This is a genomic window from Pseudomonas sp. MAG002Y, from assembly GCF_019400845.1.
GTDB classification, from domain to species: domain Bacteria; phylum Pseudomonadota; class Gammaproteobacteria; order Pseudomonadales; family Pseudomonadaceae; genus Chryseomonas; species Chryseomonas luteola.
In genome coordinates this window covers 25,369-42,605 of record NZ_WOEJ01000009.1, presented here as the reverse complement: position 1 = coordinate 42,605, position 17,237 = coordinate 25,369, and the positions used below count along the sequence as shown (strand labels likewise).

Annotated in this window: 16 protein-coding genes; 10 read left to right on the top strand and 6 right to left on the bottom strand. The window is 55.0% G+C overall.

Annotated elements, in window-relative coordinates; genetic code table 11:
• Window positions 1-76 precede the first annotated feature (76 nt).
• From GM154_RS14175 to yejK, 7 genes are all read left to right on the top strand, one after another.
• Window positions 77-1,576 carry a leucyl aminopeptidase gene (locus GM154_RS14175; protein WP_219652567.1) on the top strand — a complete coding sequence of 500 codons (1,500 nt, stop codon included), beginning with the start codon at window positions 77-79 and terminating at the stop codon, window positions 1,574-1,576.
• Window positions 1,577-1,645: 69 nt separating this feature from the next.
• A complete protein-coding gene (locus tag GM154_RS14170) occupies window positions 1,646-2,074 on the top strand; it encodes a DNA polymerase III subunit chi (RefSeq protein WP_219652566.1) in 429 nt (142 codons plus the stop codon).
• A 5-nt stretch (window positions 2,075-2,079) separates the two neighbouring features.
• Window positions 2,080-2,448 (top strand): hypothetical protein, encoded by a 369-nt coding sequence (locus GM154_RS14165; RefSeq protein ID WP_010795345.1) that lies wholly within the window; start codon window positions 2,080-2,082, stop codon window positions 2,446-2,448.
• A gap of 94 nt (window positions 2,449-2,542) precedes the next feature.
• Entirely contained in the window at window positions 2,543-5,374 is a 2,832-nt protein-coding gene (locus tag GM154_RS14160) for a valine--tRNA ligase (RefSeq protein ID WP_073449445.1), read from the top strand.
• Window positions 5,375-5,448: 74 nt separating this feature from the next.
• Window positions 5,449-5,745 (top strand): helix-turn-helix domain-containing protein, encoded by a 297-nt coding sequence (locus GM154_RS14155; protein WP_010795347.1) that lies wholly within the window; start codon window positions 5,449-5,451, stop codon window positions 5,743-5,745.
• A 16-nt stretch (window positions 5,746-5,761) separates the two neighbouring features.
• The gene (gene rlmF / locus GM154_RS14150) at window positions 5,762-6,751 is read left to right on the top strand and encodes a 23S rRNA (adenine(1618)-N(6))-methyltransferase RlmF (protein WP_219652565.1); all 990 of its coding nucleotides are present in this window, start codon (window positions 5,762-5,764) and stop codon (window positions 6,749-6,751) included.
• A gap of 84 nt (window positions 6,752-6,835) precedes the next feature.
• Window positions 6,836-7,843, top strand: coding sequence for a nucleoid-associated protein YejK (gene yejK, locus GM154_RS14145; RefSeq protein WP_019364196.1), 1,008 nt, complete (start codon window positions 6,836-6,838; stop codon window positions 7,841-7,843).
• Window positions 7,844-7,886: 43 nt separating this feature from the next.
• On the opposite strand, the gene GM154_RS14140 is transcribed toward yejK, so the two are convergent.
• The 6 genes from GM154_RS14140 to GM154_RS14115 form a co-directional block, all read right to left on the bottom strand.
• On the bottom strand, window positions 7,887-8,822 hold the full coding sequence (locus tag GM154_RS14140; protein WP_219652564.1) for a glutathione S-transferase family protein: 936 nt from the start codon (window positions 8,820-8,822) through the stop codon (window positions 7,887-7,889).
• Between the two features lie 53 nt (window positions 8,823-8,875).
• On the bottom strand, window positions 8,876-9,142 hold the full coding sequence (locus GM154_RS14135) for a GIY-YIG nuclease family protein (RefSeq protein WP_019364198.1): 267 nt from the start codon (window positions 9,140-9,142) through the stop codon (window positions 8,876-8,878).
• A gap of 131 nt (window positions 9,143-9,273) precedes the next feature.
• Window positions 9,274-10,041 carry an amino acid ABC transporter ATP-binding protein gene (locus tag GM154_RS14130; protein ID WP_010795352.1) on the bottom strand — a complete coding sequence of 256 codons (768 nt, stop codon included), beginning with the start codon at window positions 10,039-10,041 and terminating at the stop codon, window positions 9,274-9,276.
• Window positions 10,042-10,054: 13 nt separating this feature from the next.
• The gene (locus GM154_RS14125) at window positions 10,055-11,152 is read right to left on the bottom strand and encodes an amino acid ABC transporter permease (protein ID WP_019364199.1); all 1,098 of its coding nucleotides are present in this window, start codon (window positions 11,150-11,152) and stop codon (window positions 10,055-10,057) included.
• A gap of 9 nt (window positions 11,153-11,161) precedes the next feature.
• Window positions 11,162-12,337 (bottom strand): amino acid ABC transporter permease, encoded by a 1,176-nt coding sequence (locus GM154_RS14120; protein ID WP_010795354.1) that lies wholly within the window; start codon window positions 12,335-12,337, stop codon window positions 11,162-11,164.
• A 71-nt stretch (window positions 12,338-12,408) separates the two neighbouring features.
• Complete coding sequence (locus GM154_RS14115; protein ID WP_074824850.1) at window positions 12,409-13,437, bottom strand: amino acid ABC transporter substrate-binding protein; 1,029 nt, start codon at window positions 13,435-13,437, stop codon at window positions 12,409-12,411.
• 402 nt (window positions 13,438-13,839) lie between these two features.
• Here GM154_RS14115 and GM154_RS14110 point away from each other — a divergent pair, with 402 nt between their 5' ends.
• From GM154_RS14110 to rhlB, 3 genes are all read left to right on the top strand, one after another.
• Window positions 13,840-14,499 (top strand): alpha/beta hydrolase, encoded by a 660-nt coding sequence (locus GM154_RS14110; protein ID WP_125887746.1) that lies wholly within the window; start codon window positions 13,840-13,842, stop codon window positions 14,497-14,499.
• Window positions 14,500-14,704: 205 nt separating this feature from the next.
• Window positions 14,705-15,643, top strand: a complete 939-nt coding sequence (locus GM154_RS14105; protein ID WP_037030444.1) for a GGDEF domain-containing protein — start codon at window positions 14,705-14,707, stop codon at window positions 15,641-15,643.
• 105 nt (window positions 15,644-15,748) lie between these two features.
• Entirely contained in the window at window positions 15,749-17,200 is a 1,452-nt protein-coding gene (rhlB, locus tag GM154_RS14100) for an ATP-dependent RNA helicase RhlB (RefSeq protein WP_010795358.1), read from the top strand.
• Window positions 17,201-17,237 lie beyond the last annotated feature (37 nt).

Genomic DNA, 17,237 nt, shown 5'->3' with positions numbered 1-17,237 from the left:
CCCGCAGGGCGGCCCCGGCGAAAATAGCTGGCATTATCCTGCAAACCTACTCGTTTGTCTTGGGGAGCTTCTCGTAATGGAATTTCTCGTTAAAAGTGCAAGTCCGGAAACACTGAAAACAGCCACACTGGTTCTTGCTGTTGGTGAACATGGTTATATGGACGCCTCGGCGGCCGCGATCGATACCGCTACCGGTGGCGCCCTGAGCGCTGCAGTCAAGCGCGGTGATCTGGCAGGCAAACCGGGGCAGACGCTGCTGCTGACCGGCGTTACCGGTCTGAAAGCCGAGCGCGTTTTGCTGGTGGGCACTGGAAATACTGAAGAAGGCCTGGGCGATCGCGCATATCGCAAAGTGGTCAGCGCAGCATTAGGCGTACTCAAAGGTTTGGGCGGTACTGATGCCGCCTTCTTCCTCGGCGATGTAAACGTCAAGCAGCGTGACAGCTATGCGAAGGCTCGCCTGCTGGCTGAAACGCTGGCGGATGGCCTGTATGTTTTCGATCGTTTCAAGAGCAAGAAAGCCGAGCCTCGTGCTCTGAAGAAAATCATTCTGGCAGGCAGCAAGGCCGCTCAAGTTGACATGGAGCGAGGCCTTGCCCACGCCCAGGCCATTGCTGCAGGCGTTGCCTATGCCAAGGATTTTGGCAACCTGCCGCCAAACATCTGTAACCCCGCCTACATTGCGGACGAAGCCAAAGCACTTGGCAAGCAGTACAAGGAAACCGGCCTCAAAGTCGATGTACTGGACGAAAAGAAGATGCGCGAGCTGGGCATGGGTTCGTTTCTCGCCGTGGCACAAGGCAGCCAGCAACCGCCCCGCCTGGTAGTGCTTCAATACAAGGGTGCTGCAAAAGACACAGCCCCCCATGTTCTGGTCGGCAAAGGCATTACGTTCGATACCGGCGGCATCAGCATCAAGCCCAGCCAGGGCATGGATGAGATGAAATACGACATGTGTGGTGCTGCCAGCGTACTGGGTACATTCCGTGCCGCGCTCGAGCTCAAGCTCCCAATCAACCTGGTAGGCCTGTTGGCTTGCGCCGAAAACATGCCTAGTGGAACGGCGACCCGCCCTGGCGACATCGTCACAACCATGAGCGGTCAGACGGTGGAAATCCTCAATACAGACGCTGAAGGCCGTCTGGTGCTGTGCGATACATTAACCTATGCCGAGCGCTTCAAGCCCCAGTCCGTGATCGATATCGCTACACTGACCGGCGCCTGCGTCACAGCCCTGGGGTCGGTTGTATCCGGCCTGCTAGGTAACGATGACAACCTGATCCAGCAGATCAAAGCCGCCGGCGATGCGGCTGATGACCGCGTATGGCAGTTGCCTCTGCATGATGAGTATCAAGAGCAACTCGACAGTCCCTTCGCTGATATCGCAAACATTGGTGGCCCTAAAGCAGGCACCATTACGGCAGCGTGCTTCCTGTCGCGCTTTGCCAAGAACTACAAATGGGCTCACCTGGATATCGCTGGCACCGCCTGGATCAGTGGCGGCAAGGACAAGGCCTCTACCGGCCGCCCCGTCCCATTGCTTATGCAGTATCTGCTAGACCGCAGCCAAGGCTGAATCGGTGCAGCGCGATAGGGTTCGCTTCCCTATCGCGCCGCTGCTGCCAGCCATACTCCGGAGCCAGACATGACCCGTGTCGACTTCTATGTTCTTCCCAGCGACGACCCTGACGCCCGACTGACGTTTGCATGCCGCCTCGCCGAAAAAGCGTGGAGACAGCAGATGCAGACGTATATCCATTGCGCTGACGAAGCCCAACGCAGTCAGCTGGACGAACGGCTTTGGGACTTCCGTCCCGACAGCTTCCTGCCTCACGATTTTGCCGAGGACAAGCCGGATAGCCCAATCTTGCTGGGTATTGACACCCAACAGGAGCGAACCGGCGAACTGTTGATCAACCTGGATACTCGTATTCCTGCTTTTTTTGCCGGCTTCAGCAGAATTGCCGAACTGGTCATCGAAGAGGCTTCAATACGCAAAGCGGCTCGTGAGAATTTCCGCTTTTACCGAGAGCGCGGCTATGCTTTACAAGACCATCGTCTGCCGCGAGTCTGACAATCATGGACAAAGACCTCCCGCCTCGCCCGGCACATCTCATGAATGATCTGGAATCGATCCGCCAGCTACTGGATAAACACGACCTTCCCATGCTTACCGACCGGCTGGACCAGGATGGTATTCCTGTACTGTCCGATGTAGTCGTACCCTCTATTGAACGGCTAAGCGCTATTCCTCCGCTGCTTGATCAGATCGAGCCGGAGCGCGTTTCTCGACAGGATGAGGAATCCCTGGAGGAGCTACTTCGCCAGGAAGCGCGCCTCATACTCCAGGAGGTCATTGCCGAATTCGCACCTAAAGTTGAAGCCGAACTGCAAAAACGCCTGGATGCCCGCCTCGATGAACTGATCAGGCAGCGCGAGCAGGTCTGATTACAAGACGGTCAGTGTTGCGATCAATCGCACCTGACCGTTATCCCCGTTATACTCAAAGGCTTTCCCTCTTCAGACGCCTTTGCCAACGTACATGGACAAGACTTACCAGCCACACGACATCGAAACCTCTTGGTACCAGACCTGGGAATCCAAGGGATACTTCGCGCCTCAGGGCTCCGGCGAGCCCTATACCATTATGATTCCGCCGCCCAACGTCACCGGCAGCCTGCACATGGGCCATGGCTTTAACAATGCCATCATGGACGCCCTGATCCGCTTCCGCCGCATGCAGGGCCGCAATACCCTGTGGCAGCCCGGTACGGACCACGCAGGCATTGCCACCCAGATGGTGGTGGAGCGCCAATTGAGTGCGCAGGGCGTCAGCCGTCATGATCTGGGTCGCGAGAAGTTTCTAGAGAAAGTCTGGGAATGGAAAAACGAGTCTGGCGGCAACATCACTCGCCAGATTCGTCGCCTGGGCTCTTCCGTAGACTGGTCACGCGAACGCTTCACGATGGATGACGGTCTGTCTGAAGCAGTCAAGGAGGCCTTTGTCCGTCTACACGAGGACGGCCTGATTTATCGCGGCAAGCGCCTGGTCAACTGGGATACCAAGCTGCATACGGCTATCTCCGATCTGGAAGTCGAGAACCATGATGAGAAAGGCTCATTGTGGAACCTGCGCTATCCCCTGGCTGATGGTGCCAAGACGGCAGAGGGCAAGGATTACCTGATCGTTGCCACGACCCGCCCGGAAACCATGTTGGGCGACTCCGCCGTAGCGGTACATCCTGAAGATGAGCGCTACAAGGCACTGATCGGCAAATTCATCGAGCTGCCGCTGGTAGGCCGTCGCATCCCGATCGTGGGCGACGACTATTGTGATCCAGAATTTGGCACAGGTTGCGTCAAGATCACCCCTGCTCACGACTTCAATGACTATGAGGTCGGCAAGCGCCATAACCTGCCCCTGATCAATATTTTCGATAAAAACGCAGCGGTACTTGCTACAGCACAAGTATTCAACCTGGATGGCAGCGTAAACACTGAAGTCGACGCAGGGATTCCGTCCGCATACGCGGGCCTGGATCGTTTCGAAGCCCGCAAGCAGATCGTAGCGGCCTTCGACTCTGCCGGTCTTCTAGAAAAAATTGAAGACCATGCGCTGAAAGTACCCAAGGGCGATCGCTCCGGCACTGTTATTGAGCCGTGGCTGACCGATCAATGGTACGTCTCCACCAAGCCTTTGGCTGAAAAAGCCATTGAGGTCGTGGAAAACGGCTCTATTCAGTTCGTACCCAAGCAGTATGAGAACATGTACTTTTCCTGGATGCGTGATATTCAGGATTGGTGCATCAGCCGTCAGCTCTGGTGGGGCCACCGTATTCCGGCGTGGTATGACGAGGCTGGCAACGTCTATGTTGGTCGCGATGAAGCGGAAGTCCGCAGCAAGCACAATCTGGGCGAGATCGCGCTGCGCCAGGACGACGACGTACTCGACACCTGGTTCAGCTCGGGTCTGTGGACATTCTCTACCCTCGGCTGGCCGGAACAGACCGAATTTTTAAAGACGTTCCACCCCACCGACGTTCTGGTAACCGGCTTTGACATCATCTTCTTCTGGGTCGCCCGGATGATCATGCTGTCTACTCACCTGACTGGGCAGATTCCGTTCAAAACCGTCTACGTTCACGGTCTTGTACGCGACGGTCAGGGCCAGAAGATGTCCAAATCCAAGGGCAACGTGCTTGACCCGCTGGATATCGTTGATGGCATTGATCTGGAGAGCCTGCTGCAGAAGCGCACCAGCGGCATGATGCAGCCCAAGCTGGCGGAAAAGATTGCCAAGCAGACCCGTGCTGAATTCCCGGAAGGCATTGCCAGCTACGGTACTGATGCCCTGCGTTTCACATTCTGCTCCCTGGCCTCCACCGGCCGCGATATCAAATTCGATATGGGCCGTGTCGAAGGCTTCCGCAATTTCTGCAACAAGATCTGGAATGCGGCCAACTTCGTGCTGGAAAACACCGAAGGCAAGGACTGTGGCGTCAATGACGAACCGGTCGAATTGTCTTCTGTGGATCGCTGGATCATCTCTCAACTGCAGCGTACAGAAGCTGAAGTGACTCGCCAGCTAGAACAGTTCCGCTTCGACCTGGCTACTCAGGCACTCTATGAATTCATCTGGGATGAATACTGCGCTTGGTATCTGGAGCTAGTGAAGCCGGTATTGTGGGATGAAAACGCTTCTATCGAACGTCAGCGCGGCACACGCCGTACCTTGGTACGTGTGCTGGAGGTTGCACTGCGTCTGGCGCATCCGTTCATGCCTTTCATCACGGAAGAAATCTGGCATCGCATCGCACCGCTTGCCGGCCAACAGGGCGAAACCCTCATGCTGCAGACTTGGCCCATTGCCAATGAGGCCCGTATCGATAGCGCGGCTGAGGGTGATATCGAGTGGATCAAGGCGCTGATGCTAGGAGTGCGTCAGATTCGTGGTGAGATGAACATCTCCATGGCCAAGCGCATCGACATTCTGCTCAAGCATGCCAGCGCTGAAGATCAGCGACGCATGAGCGAAAACGAGCCCCTACTCAAGAAGCTGGCCAAGTTCGAGTCGATCCGCATTCTGGCTGCCGATGAAGAGGCACCGCTTTCTGCTACAGCGCTTGTTGGCGAGATGGAGGTATTGGTACCGATGGCAGGTCTGATCGATAAGGCTGCTGAACTGGGTCGTCTGGATAAGGAAATCCAGCGTCTGGAAGGCGAGGTAAAGCGCGTCGGAGGCAAGCTGAACAACGCCGGCTTCGTGGACAAGGCGCCAGCCGAGGTGATTGCCAAAGAACGCGCCAAGCTGGCCGAAGCCGAGCAGGCGCTCGCCAAGCTGGCCGAACAGCGTGGACGAATCGCCAGCCTGTAACGGCTGAATGCCACCATAGGCCCGCTTAGGCGGGCCTTTTGATTTGTTATCGATGGATGCTCAAGGATTGGACAATGGACGTAAGCAAAACCAAGACAAGCTTCTACCGCCGCCTGTACGTCGCCTGGCTGGTCGACTCTGGAGTCGCAACGAGTGTACCGGCCCTGATGGAAGCGACAGGCATGCCCAGACGTACTGCACAGGACACCCTTTCGGCGTTGAGCGATCTGGATATCGACTGTGCATTTGAGCAGACCGAAGGCGCTCGCAACCATGCAGGACATTATGTCATCCGTGATTGGGGCGCTATCGATAAGCGCTGGATCCGCTCCAACCTCCCCACCATAAAAGCCCTGCTGGGCTACCCCTAATCGTTCGAGCCTTTTCATGACTCAGCCACCCAAGCGCCCCGCTGCCCCCAACCTGAATAAAGGGGTTCTGCATCCCCGCAACCGTCACCAGGGGCGCTATGATTTTGCCAAGATGATCAAGGCCTGTCCTGAACTGGCGCCCTTCGTCATCATCAACCCCTACGGCAAGCAAAGCATCGACTTTGCCGATCCTGCCGCTGTCAAAGTCTTCAATCGCGCCCTGCTCCGGCAATATTATGGAATTGCCCACTGGGACATCCCGGAAGGCTATTTATGCCCCCCTATTCCAGGCCGCGCAGATTATGTTCATTCCTTGGCAGACCTGCTGACTGAACGTAATGAGGGTATTGTTCCTCGTGGCGCTATGATCAAGGCGCTGGATATAGGGGTTGGCGCCAACTGCATCTATCCGCTGATTGGCCATCACGAGTACGGCTGGCATTTCGTTGGGGCCGATATCGACGCAACGGCGCTGGCCTCCGCCAAGACCATCCTGCAAGGCAATCAGCTGACCAAGGCTATATCGTTACGGCAGCAGACCGAGCCGAACCGCACGTTTCGAAACATCATCGCCCCAGATGATCGTTTCGATATAACTCTCTGCAATCCGCCCTTTCACACCTCTCTGGAAGAGGCGCGCAGCGGCAGTCAGCGCAAGTGGAAAAACCTTGGCAAACTGGACCCGAAGCGCAAATTGCCCGTACTCAACTTCGGCGGTCAGGGCGCTGAGCTATGGTGCAAGGGCGGTGAAGCCCGCTTTGTACGCACCTTGGCAGAAGACAGTGCCTGCTATGGTATGCAGGTGTTCTGGTTTAGTACTCTGGTGTCCAAGGTCTCCAATGTCGACAGTCTGGTGGCTGCTCTAAAGCAGGTCCATGCGGTAGATATCCGTACGATCGACATGTCCCAAGGTCAAAAACGTAGCCGGCTGGTGGCCTGGACTTTTCTTTCACCGGATGCTCAAGACCAATGGCGCCGCACACGCTGGATCAAGAATGCCGATTAAGCCCGTCGCACGGGTGCGGTACACTATCAGGCCACATCTGATTTTCGCGGCAATGTCGCCTGCGCTTCATTGATAGAGAGTCCCATGCCCATTCGCCACGCTATCGTTCACCTGATCGACAAGAAACCCGACGGTCAGCCCGCTACGCTGCATGCCCGTGAAGCCGAGCTCGAGGCATCCCAGGCCATCGAAAACCTGATGGCCGATCTCAACGAAAGCTATAACGCCAAACCCAACAAGGCCTGGGGCCTGTTCCACGAGGAGTCCGGTGCCTATCCCTTCAGTGGCTGGCTCAATGAGTATCTGGACGGCGGCAAGAACTTTGTTGCATTCAGCCAGCAGGCCGTCGAGCACCTCAAGCAGCTTATGGAAGGCTCAAACCTTTCAACAGGCGGCCATGTTCTCTTTGCCCATTATCAACAAGGCATGACGGATTACCTTGCCATTGCCCTGCTGCATCATAGTGAAGGCGTAACCGTAACCGACACCCTGGACGTAGCGCCCGCCAAACACCTGGACCTCGGGCAGCTTCATTTGGCGGCACGCATCAATATTTCCGAATGGCGTAATAACAAGCAGTCCAAGCAATACATCTCCTTTATCAAGGGCAAGGGCGGCAAGAAGGTCTCGGATTATTTTCGTGACTTCATTGGCTGCCAGGAAGGCGTTGATGCGCCCAGCGAAACGCGCACCCTGCTCAAAGCCTTTAGCGACTACGTGGAAAGCGAAGACCTGCCCGAGGAGAAAGCCAAGGAAAAAACCGACACCCTGGTCGACTATGCCAGCACCCAGGCCCGTATTGGTGAGCCCATTGCCCTGGATGAACTGTCGGAGCTGATGAGTGAAGAGCAGCCCAAGGCATTCTATGATTACATTCGCAACAAGGACTACGGGCTTGCGCCTGAAATCCCGGCAGACAAGCGCACCCTTAACCAATTCCGCCGCTTTACGGGGCGCGCCGAGGGCCTGTCCATCAGCTTCGAGGCTCACCTGCTTGGCTCCAAGGTAGAGTACGACGAGTCTCAGGACGTATTGATCATCCGGCAGGTTCCTACCCAGCTAAAGGATCAGATCAAGCGTCGCAAGGACTAACCGCCAGACAGGGCGACACGTTTGATCGCTCTGCCTGTCAGACTCATCGCGTTTCGATATTGAATCCTATTCTGGGAACATGAACGTGCACAGTGCCGGCACGCTCGTCCCTGCGCCTTAAAATGACTTCTTCCACCCCTGCGTACAGCAACTCACCCTCTACAGTCTCCAGACCATAATCCTGAGCTGAAATCGCCACACGATCGCCTTGAGCAAGGCCCGCCGGCAAGAACATTTCCCCTTCTGGAATAGGGGCAGGATCGGAATCATACGCAATGCGTATGGCCTCCTCTGCGCTCAGGTCGGAATAAGTGCCATGACCGAATCCCAGCACTCGACCTAGCCAGGTGGATACTTCAGGATAAGTGTCCACCAGAGGCGCAGTCTGGCGAGCTGACTGCAAAAACCAGAGGCAATGCGCCAGCGAGAAATCTGCGATAGAGGGAGCATTGAAGAGGTATTCGCCACTGCTGCGCGCCAATTGCTCATCAAGTCGTGCCATCAGGGTAGGCCAATGTTGCGCCGCCTGCCTTGCTGTAACCCGAGGAGCATTTCCCTTTTCGAAAAGCGCCTTACGGTCCGCCATGAACGCGTGAGCCTGCTCAGGCGGAACATTGGCCATGCGCTCGGCGATGACGTCGGGCTGGAAAATCAGTGCCACGGCGTGCTGGAACACTACACTATCGGCCCAGGCTGCAAAGGCGCGACAGGCAAACTCCTGGCCCTCTGGAAAGAGCGTGGGCGTGGCCTTAGCCTGCTCCAGGCGCTGCGCGATCAGCGCCGTATCACAATAGATATCTGCCCCAACCTGAAGCACAGGCGTCTTACGATAGCCGCCGGTCAATGCGGTGAGATCCGGCTTTGGCATGACACGGGGAATAATGACGGAGCGCCAGGACAGCTGCTTGAAACCCATCAGCAGATGAACTTTTTCGGCAAACGGAGAGGTCCAGTAGTGATGCAGGATGAGATCGGTCATGCGCACGTCCTCTTATTGTAGAAGCTCAGAGTAACCGCCCCACCCTTTAAAGACTATCCTCCCTGAGCCATTGCCATGGCTTCCTTGATGCTCTTCTTCAGCTTTTTGATGGCGCGTTCACGGCGAAGCGCTGCAGATTTGTCTACACACGGCTCCGTATAGACCAGTGCCTTGGCAGGACTTGAATGAAAAAAGCGAGCCCCCTTGCCTTGTTGGTGAGCCTTGAAACGGCGCTGAGGGTTATCGCTGATGCCGCAGTAGAGTGAGCCATTTTCAGCTCTGACCAGATAGACGAACCACGGCCGCAGCGGATGAGTCATGGTCAAGGATAAGGGTAAAGCGTCCACGTACAGCAAGCCATTCAACCAGAGAGCGTAGCTGTATTCTCCCGCCTGGCCCGGTAAAAGAACAGCCTATAAGAAAGGCGCCCTGAGGCGCCTTTCTTGATGGATCAGTGAAGGATCTGACCCAGGAAGAGCTTGGTACGCTCGTTTTGAGGATTATCGAAGAACTGATCCGGCGGGGCCTGCTCCACGATTTCACCCTTGTCCATGAAAATCACACGGTTTGCTACCGTTCGGGCAAAACCCATTTCGTGAGTCACGCACAGCATGGTCATGCCATCCTGAGCAAGGCCGATCATGGTATCGAGCACCTCCTTTACCATTTCCGGGTCAAGCGCTGAGGTAGGCTCGTCAAACAGCATGATCTTGGGCTTCATACACAACGCACGGGCAATGGCCACACGCTGTTGCTGACCACCGGAGAGCTGTCCCGGATACTTGTGAGCCTGATCTGGAATGCGTACGCGCTTCAGATAATGCATCGCGACTTCTTCGGCTTCCTTCTTCGGTAGCTTACGTACCCAGATAGGGGCCAGCGTACAGTTTTCCAGTACCGTTAAATGAGGGAACAGATTGAAATGCTGGAAGACCATCCCGACTTCACGGCGAATGGCCTCGATGTTTTTCAGGTCCCCATTAAGCTCTACATCATCAACGACAATATTGCCCTTCTGATGCTCTTCCAGGCGATTGATACAGCGGATCGTGGTCGACTTGCCTGACCCTGACGGGCCGCAGAGCACGATACGCTCGCCCTGTCGGACCGTCAGGTTGATGTCCTTAAGCACGTGGAACTGACCGTACCATTTGTTCACGTCTTGCATCTGGATCATGATCTTGTCACCGATGCCCAGAGTCTTGGCATTTTCACTCATGCTGATTCGCTCCTTAGCGGCGATGGCCGGTGTCGAGACGGCGTTCCAGACGCTGACTGTACTGCGACATACCGAAACAGAAAGCCCAATAAATCAATGCGCCAAAGACATAGCCTTCGGTCGACATACCCAGCCAGGCTGGATCAACGGTAGCCTGGTGCAGGCTGTTCAAAAGATCGAACAGACCAATGATGATCACCAGACTGGTATCCTTGAACAGCGCGATAAACGTGTTCACGATTCCCGGGATCACCAGCTTCAATGCCTGAGGCAGTATGACCAGCCCCATGGCGCGCCAGTAGCCCAGCCCCATGGCTGACGCCGCTTCGTACTGCCCTTTCGGGATCGCCTGCAAACCACCACGCACGACTTCGGCAATGTAAGCTGACTGGAACAGGATGACGCCAATCAGTGCCCGCAAGAGTTTGTCGAAGCTCATACCTTCGGGCAGGAACAACGGCAGCATGACGGATGACATGAACAACACCGTGATCAACGGAATACCCCGCCAGAACTCGATAAAGGTCACGCACAACACGCGTACGGCCGGCATCTCCGAACGACGTCCCAATGCTAGGAATATACCCAGCGGCAGCGCACCGGCAATACCTACAGAGGCAATGACCAGTGTCAGCGTCAGGCCACCCCAACGGCTGGTGGGCACCGCGTCGAGACCCAGCACGCCGCCATGCAGCAACACCCAGGCAACAACGGGATAAACGATCAGAAAAACGATGCCATAAACTACCTTTCGGGGCATCGCTTTGATGAACAGCGGTGCAGCACCCAAAACCGCGAGCACCAGCGCCACATCCACACGCCAGCGCAGCTCCGGCGGGTAAAACCCGTACATGAACTGACCAAAGCGCATCTTGATGAATACCCAGCATGCGCCTCCTGGCGTGCAGTCGGAACGCTCGGTCCCGCTGAACGTTGCATCCAGGAAAGCCCATTTGATCATGGGCGGAACCAACAGCCAGACCAGATACAAAGCAAGTAATGTAAGCAGCGTGTTGTAAATGCTGGAAAAGAGATTGGCCCGCATCCAGGCCCACGCACCGACCGAGCGATTCGGCGGCGGCAGATCAGGTTTGAACGTATGTGTAGTCATGATCGCCTCTTATCGCTCACGCAAAGCCATTCGCTTGTTGTACACGTTCATCAACAGCGAAATGCTCAGGCTGATAACCAGATAGACTGACATCGTGATGGCAATGGTCTCGATCGCCTGCCCGGTCTGGTTCAGTACCGTACCGGCAAACAGCGACACCATGTCCGGATAGCCAATACCTGCAGCCAGTGATGAGTTCTTGGTCAGGTTAAGGTACTGACTGGTCAGTGGCGGGATGATGACCCGCATGGACTGGGGAATGATGACCAGGCGTAGCGTCCGGCTAGGCTTCAACCCCAGGGAATTGGCTGCCTCGGTCTGACCATGGCTCACCGACTGGATACCCGAACGTACCGTTTCAGCAATGAATGCTGCGGTATAAACGGAGAGTGCCACCAGCAAGGCGAACAGCTCAGGAATCACCACCCAGCCGCCCTGAAAGTTAAAGCCTTTGAGCTGCGGAACGGTCCAATGGAACGGTGCACCAAATATCAGGGCTGCCAAACCTGGCAGAACGATCAGCAAAGCGATAATCGAGATCAGCAGCGGAAAGCCTCTTCCGGTCCTGTCACGCCGAACCTTTACCCAGCGCGCCAGGGCAATACTGGCCACAACAGCTAGCGCAATCGCCACCAGGAACGGTACGACACCTTCTGCCGACACGGGTGCTGGAACGTACAGTCCTCGGTTGTTCAGAAACAACGTGTCGAAGAAGCTGAGACTCTGTCGGGGTCCAGGCACCAGACGCAACACAGCGAAATACCAGAAGAATATCTGGAGCAGTGGCGGAATGTTGCGAAAGGTCTCGATATAGATCGCGGCGAGTTTACGTACCAGCCAGTTCGGCGAAAGACGAGCAATACCGATGATAAAGCCCAGCACAGTGGCCAGGATGATACCCAGGATGGATACCAGAAGCGTATTCGCCAGGCCGACCAGAAAGAGTCGGCCATAAGAATCCGATTCCTTGTAGTCGATCAGACTCTGGCTAACGCCAAAGCCTGCGCTATGCTCAAGAAAAGCAAAACCGGAGGTAATCCCCCGGTGTTCCAGGTTGGTTTGTGTGTTGTTGAATAAGTACCAGCCAAGTGCAGCGACCGCCACAATAGCCAGTATCTGAAACGCCCAGGCGCGAGCGCGCGGATCGTTGATCAACGACCCAGACGTGCCTATTGATTTAGACATGATGTTTTCCGAGATGCGATGAAACAAAACGCCGCGACCTGGCTATTAACCAGGCCGCGGCGATAGGCAAATCAGCGCACGGGAGGTGCGTACAGGATGCCGCCTTTGTTCCATTGAGCATTCAGGCCGCGCTTGATCTTGAGCGCGCTACCCATGCCGACGTTACGCTCGAAGACCTCGCCATAGTTACCAACCTGCTTGACAATCTGAACCGCCCAATCTTTGGGCAGCTTCAGGTCGTTACCAAAGTTGCCTTCGGCACCCAGCATACGAGCCACATCAGGATTCTTGGCGTTCTTGGCCATATCTTCCACGTTGGCAGAGGTAATACCTAGTTCCTCAGCGCCGATCATGGCGAATAGCGACCATTTTGCAATGGCAAACCATTCATCATCACCTCGGCGTACAGCAGGACCGAGAGGCTCCTTGGAGATCACTTCCGGCAGAACCACGTAATCGTCCGGGTTCGCCAGCTTGATACGCTGGGCATAGAGTTGAGACTGATCGGACGTCAGTACGTCACAACGTCCGGCTTCGAGGGACTTGGCGCTTTCGTCAGAACGATCATAAGTGATCGGGGTGTACTTCATGCCATTGGCACGGAAGTAGTCAGATACGTTCAGTTCGGTCGTGGTACCCGCCTGAATGCAGATCGTTGCACCATCGAGCTCTTTAGCGCTGGAAACACCTAGCTTCTTATTGACCAAAAAACCAACGCCGTCGTAGTACGTTACGCCCGTGAAATTCATACCCATGCCAGCGTCCCGTGAACTGGTCCAGGTAGTATTACGGGAGAGAATATCGATTTCGCCAGACTGCAACGCCGTGAAACGCTCCTTGGCAGTCAATGGTGAATAGCGGACTTTCTCGGCGTCACCGAATACGGCAGCAGCCACTGCCCGGCATACATCAACATCAAGACCTGCATACTTGCCACCCGCCTCTGCATAGGAGAAGCCAGGCAGACCATCACTGATACCGCACTGCACGAAGCCCTTTTTCTTCACGGCATCCAAGGTCGCACCTGCATGGGCGAAGCCACTGACACCCAATACAGCCGCAGTGGTCAGAATCGCCAGGGTGGATTTCACCATTTTCATCGATAACCTCCAGTTGTTATAAAAGTCAGCATCCGGTCCCGCTTGCCCTTTAGGGCTTGTACGCAGCCATGAGAGCAACGTATACATCGCAAGAACCATCGAGGAATTGAGAGGTTCAACCCCTTCGCTCTCGGCTCGCTGCTGGAAATATTTGTTTTTATTTGCTTGACCGAGTGGCCTTTAATACACCAGACAACATGACAACGTTGTGTTACCTGTCGGTGCATCAAAAAGCACACATTGCAGATACAGCAAAAGGCGGACCACTTATAGCGACATGGCAGAATCGAAGCGGCTTAGTAAACTTCACTGAGACTGCAAAAGAATTTATATAAATGCGACATCCTCTTAACGCACCATTTGTTACCGCTGCCGATCAGAACGCACTTTTATGGAGCACACATGCCTGAAATAACTCCGCTGATCATCGAATCCCCCCAACCCGCAGACTCATGCGTGATCTGGCTACACGGCCTGGGCGCAGATCGTTATGATTTTCAGCCGGTGGCCGAAATAGTGCAGCGCGTGCTCACGACGACCCGTTTTGTACTGCCTCAGGCCCCTTCACGCCCAGTCAGTATCAACGGCGGATGGGCCATGCCGTCCTGGTACGACATCCTGGCCATGTCACCTGCACGCGCCATTGATCACTCACAACTGGATGAGTCGGCCCGCTATGTCGATGAGTTGATCACGCAGCAGATGGACATGGGCATTGATGCCCGACGCATTGTGCTAGCAGGCTTTTCACAAGGCGGAGCAGTCGTGTTTCATACTGCTTTCGCCATTGCCCACAAACCTCTGGGTGGCGTACTGGCTCTTTCGACCTATGCACCCGGCTTCCAGGAAACGCTTGCCAGTGAGGCTCAGCGAGACATTCCGGTGCTATGCATTCATGGCACGCTCGATGATGTTGTACCACTGGGGTTGGGACGTGAAGCCTATGATTTTCTCGCCAAAGAGCAGGTGCCTGTTCAATGGCAGGACTACCCCATGGGCCATGAAGTAACACAGGAAGAAATCGCCCTGATCGCTCAGTGGTTACAGGACCGTTTGGCTTGAGAGTGACGGCTCAACGGCTGTTGTCGTTGAGCCTTTGTACCAGTTCATATACAAAACAAGATAACGCTCACAGTACTGAACAATGGATGAAGAACTTTCTTTACTTATCTCAGTCAAGAAGTGATCTCTATACGTCCGCTTTCTGTAGTTTTGGAGCGACCATGCCTTCTGGCGCCGTTTTCACTCTTGTAATGCCATGCTGATGATGGCTATTCCTCAGTGGCAGGAAAACCTTCAGCATATACGCCATCTACGGTTGTTCCGGGATGTTGATCTGTCGCACCTTGAAAAACTGGCCCGCACGCTGACCAAGCGTGTTCTGAATCCAGGCGAGATGCTTCTGTCACCCAGCGAACATAATCACTACCTTTATATGATTGTCCAGGGCCGCTTCAGGGTTCATCTGGAGTCGCTGGATAATCAACCTGTATCCGTTCTGAGTGAGGGCGACTGTGCAGGTGAGGTCAGCTTTCTCGACAATCACAAGCCAACGGCGTACGTGATCGCCGATGAAGTCTGCGAAGTCATAGGCCTGCATCGCAAGGATCTGTTCCAACTGATGGAGCATTCTCCTAAAACTACTCAGAACCTGCTTGAAATCCTGTGTGAGCGTGTCCGCCAGAACAATCGAATCATTCTGGATACCGAGCGCAACGCGAATGTCGACACGCTTACCGGCCTGTTCAATCGCAGGCGCCTTGAACAACTCTATGAGCGCGAAAGTACCCGCTGCGCATTCAACCAGCAGCCGCTTTGCCTGTTGATGCTCGATGTGGATCATTTCAAACGCTATAACGATACGTATGGGCATCTGGCAGGCGACTACGCACTTTGCATGGTAGCCAATACCCTGCGCTCCCAGTTAAGGCCTAAGGACAGCATGTCGCGCTACGGTGGAGAAGAATTTGTCATTCTGCTTCCTGAGCTGGATAAGCCTGAAGCTCGAATGATTGGCGAGCGTTTGCGGGAAAGCCTTGCCAGTATCGCCGACTTTTACTCTCCTGCCGGCAAATTACCAGGCGTTACCATTTCAATCGGCTTGGCTGAAATGCATAAACAGGATACGCTCGAGACTCACATAGAGCGTGCAGATAAAGCGCTTTATGAAGCCAAGCGCAACGGAAGAAATTGCCTGTTTGGCTAAAACAGGCAACACTCCCCTCCCTCCTCTCGATCAAGCCTCATTTGCCAGGCCCGTAACTTGCTTTACACTCCTGGCTTAATTTCTATTCAAATTACGAGATAAACCGTGCTCAAGGCACTAAAAAAACTATTTGGCAAAGGAGATGCGCAAGCACCTCAGCCCACCCCTGAAAAGGTTGCGCCCCTTCAGCGCGACGAAACCCCGTCACAGCCTGAACAGGCACAACCCACGACTCAGGCGAAAGCCGAGCGTCAGCCCAGGCCACCGAAGAAAGAAAGCGGGAAACCTGCAGCGACCAGATCACCAAAGCCACGACGCGAGCGCAAGGCGCCTGTCAGCAACTGGACGCTTAATGACTTTGCAGTAGAGCCTCAGGAAGGCAAGGTCCGCTTCCACGACTTTAACCTTGCACCCAGCCTGATGCATGCCATCCATGACCTGGGTTTTCCTTATTGCACGCCCATCCAGGCACAAGTGCTGGGATTTACACTGAAAGGCCAAGATGCCATAGGTCGAGCTCAAACCGGGACAGGCAAGACAGCCGCGTTTTTGATTTCGACCATTACCCAGCTGCTTACCACCCCGCCGCCTGAAGAGCGCTACATGGGTGAGCCACGTGCACTTATTATTGCGCCGACTCGAGAGCTGGTTGTACAGATTGCCAAGGATGCAGAAAATCTGACCAAGTACACGGGCCTCAATGTGATGACCTTCGTAGGCGGAATGGATTTCGACAAACAGCTCAAGCAGCTGGAGTCGCGGTTCTGCGATATCCTTGTCGCAACACCAGGGCGTTTGCTGGACTTCAACCAGCGTGGCGAGGTTCATCTGGATATGGTGGAGGTCTTGGTTCTGGACGAGGCGGATCGCATGCTCGACATGGGCTTTATCCCCCAGGTCCGCCAGATTATTCGCCAGACTCCCCACAAGAACGAACGTCAGACCTTGCTGTTCTCGGCTACCTTTACCGAGGACGTCATGAACCTTGCCAAGCAGTGGACAGTCGATCCAGCCATTGTGGAAATCGAGCCTGAAAACGTAGCCAGCGAGACCGTTGACCAACGCGTATATGCAGTGTCTTCAGATGACAAGTATCGTTTGCTATACAACCTCATCAGCCAGAACAACTGGGAACGTGTGATGGTTTTCGCCAACCGCAAGGATGAGGTGCGTCGCATTGAGGAACGTCTGACTAAAGACGGCATCAGTGCAGCGCAGATGTCAGGCGATGTTCCGCAGCATAAACGGATCCGAACGCTGGAAGGCTTCCGTGAGGGCAAGATTCGTGTCCTGGTCGCTACAGATGTCGCGGGTCGTGGCATTCATATCGACGGCATTAGCCACGTTATCAATTTCACGCTACCGGAAGATCCAGATGACTATGTACACCGGATAGGACGTACAGGTCGTGCAGGTACCAGCGGAATATCAATCAGTTTTGCAGGCGAGGACGACGCATTTGCCCTACCGCCAATCGAGACATTGCTAGGCCGCAAAATCGCATGTGATATGCCTCCGGCAGAGCTACTCAAGCCAGTCCCACGCAAGCATTCCTGACGACTCGGGAGCGGAGTCGAACACTCTGCTCCCCTTT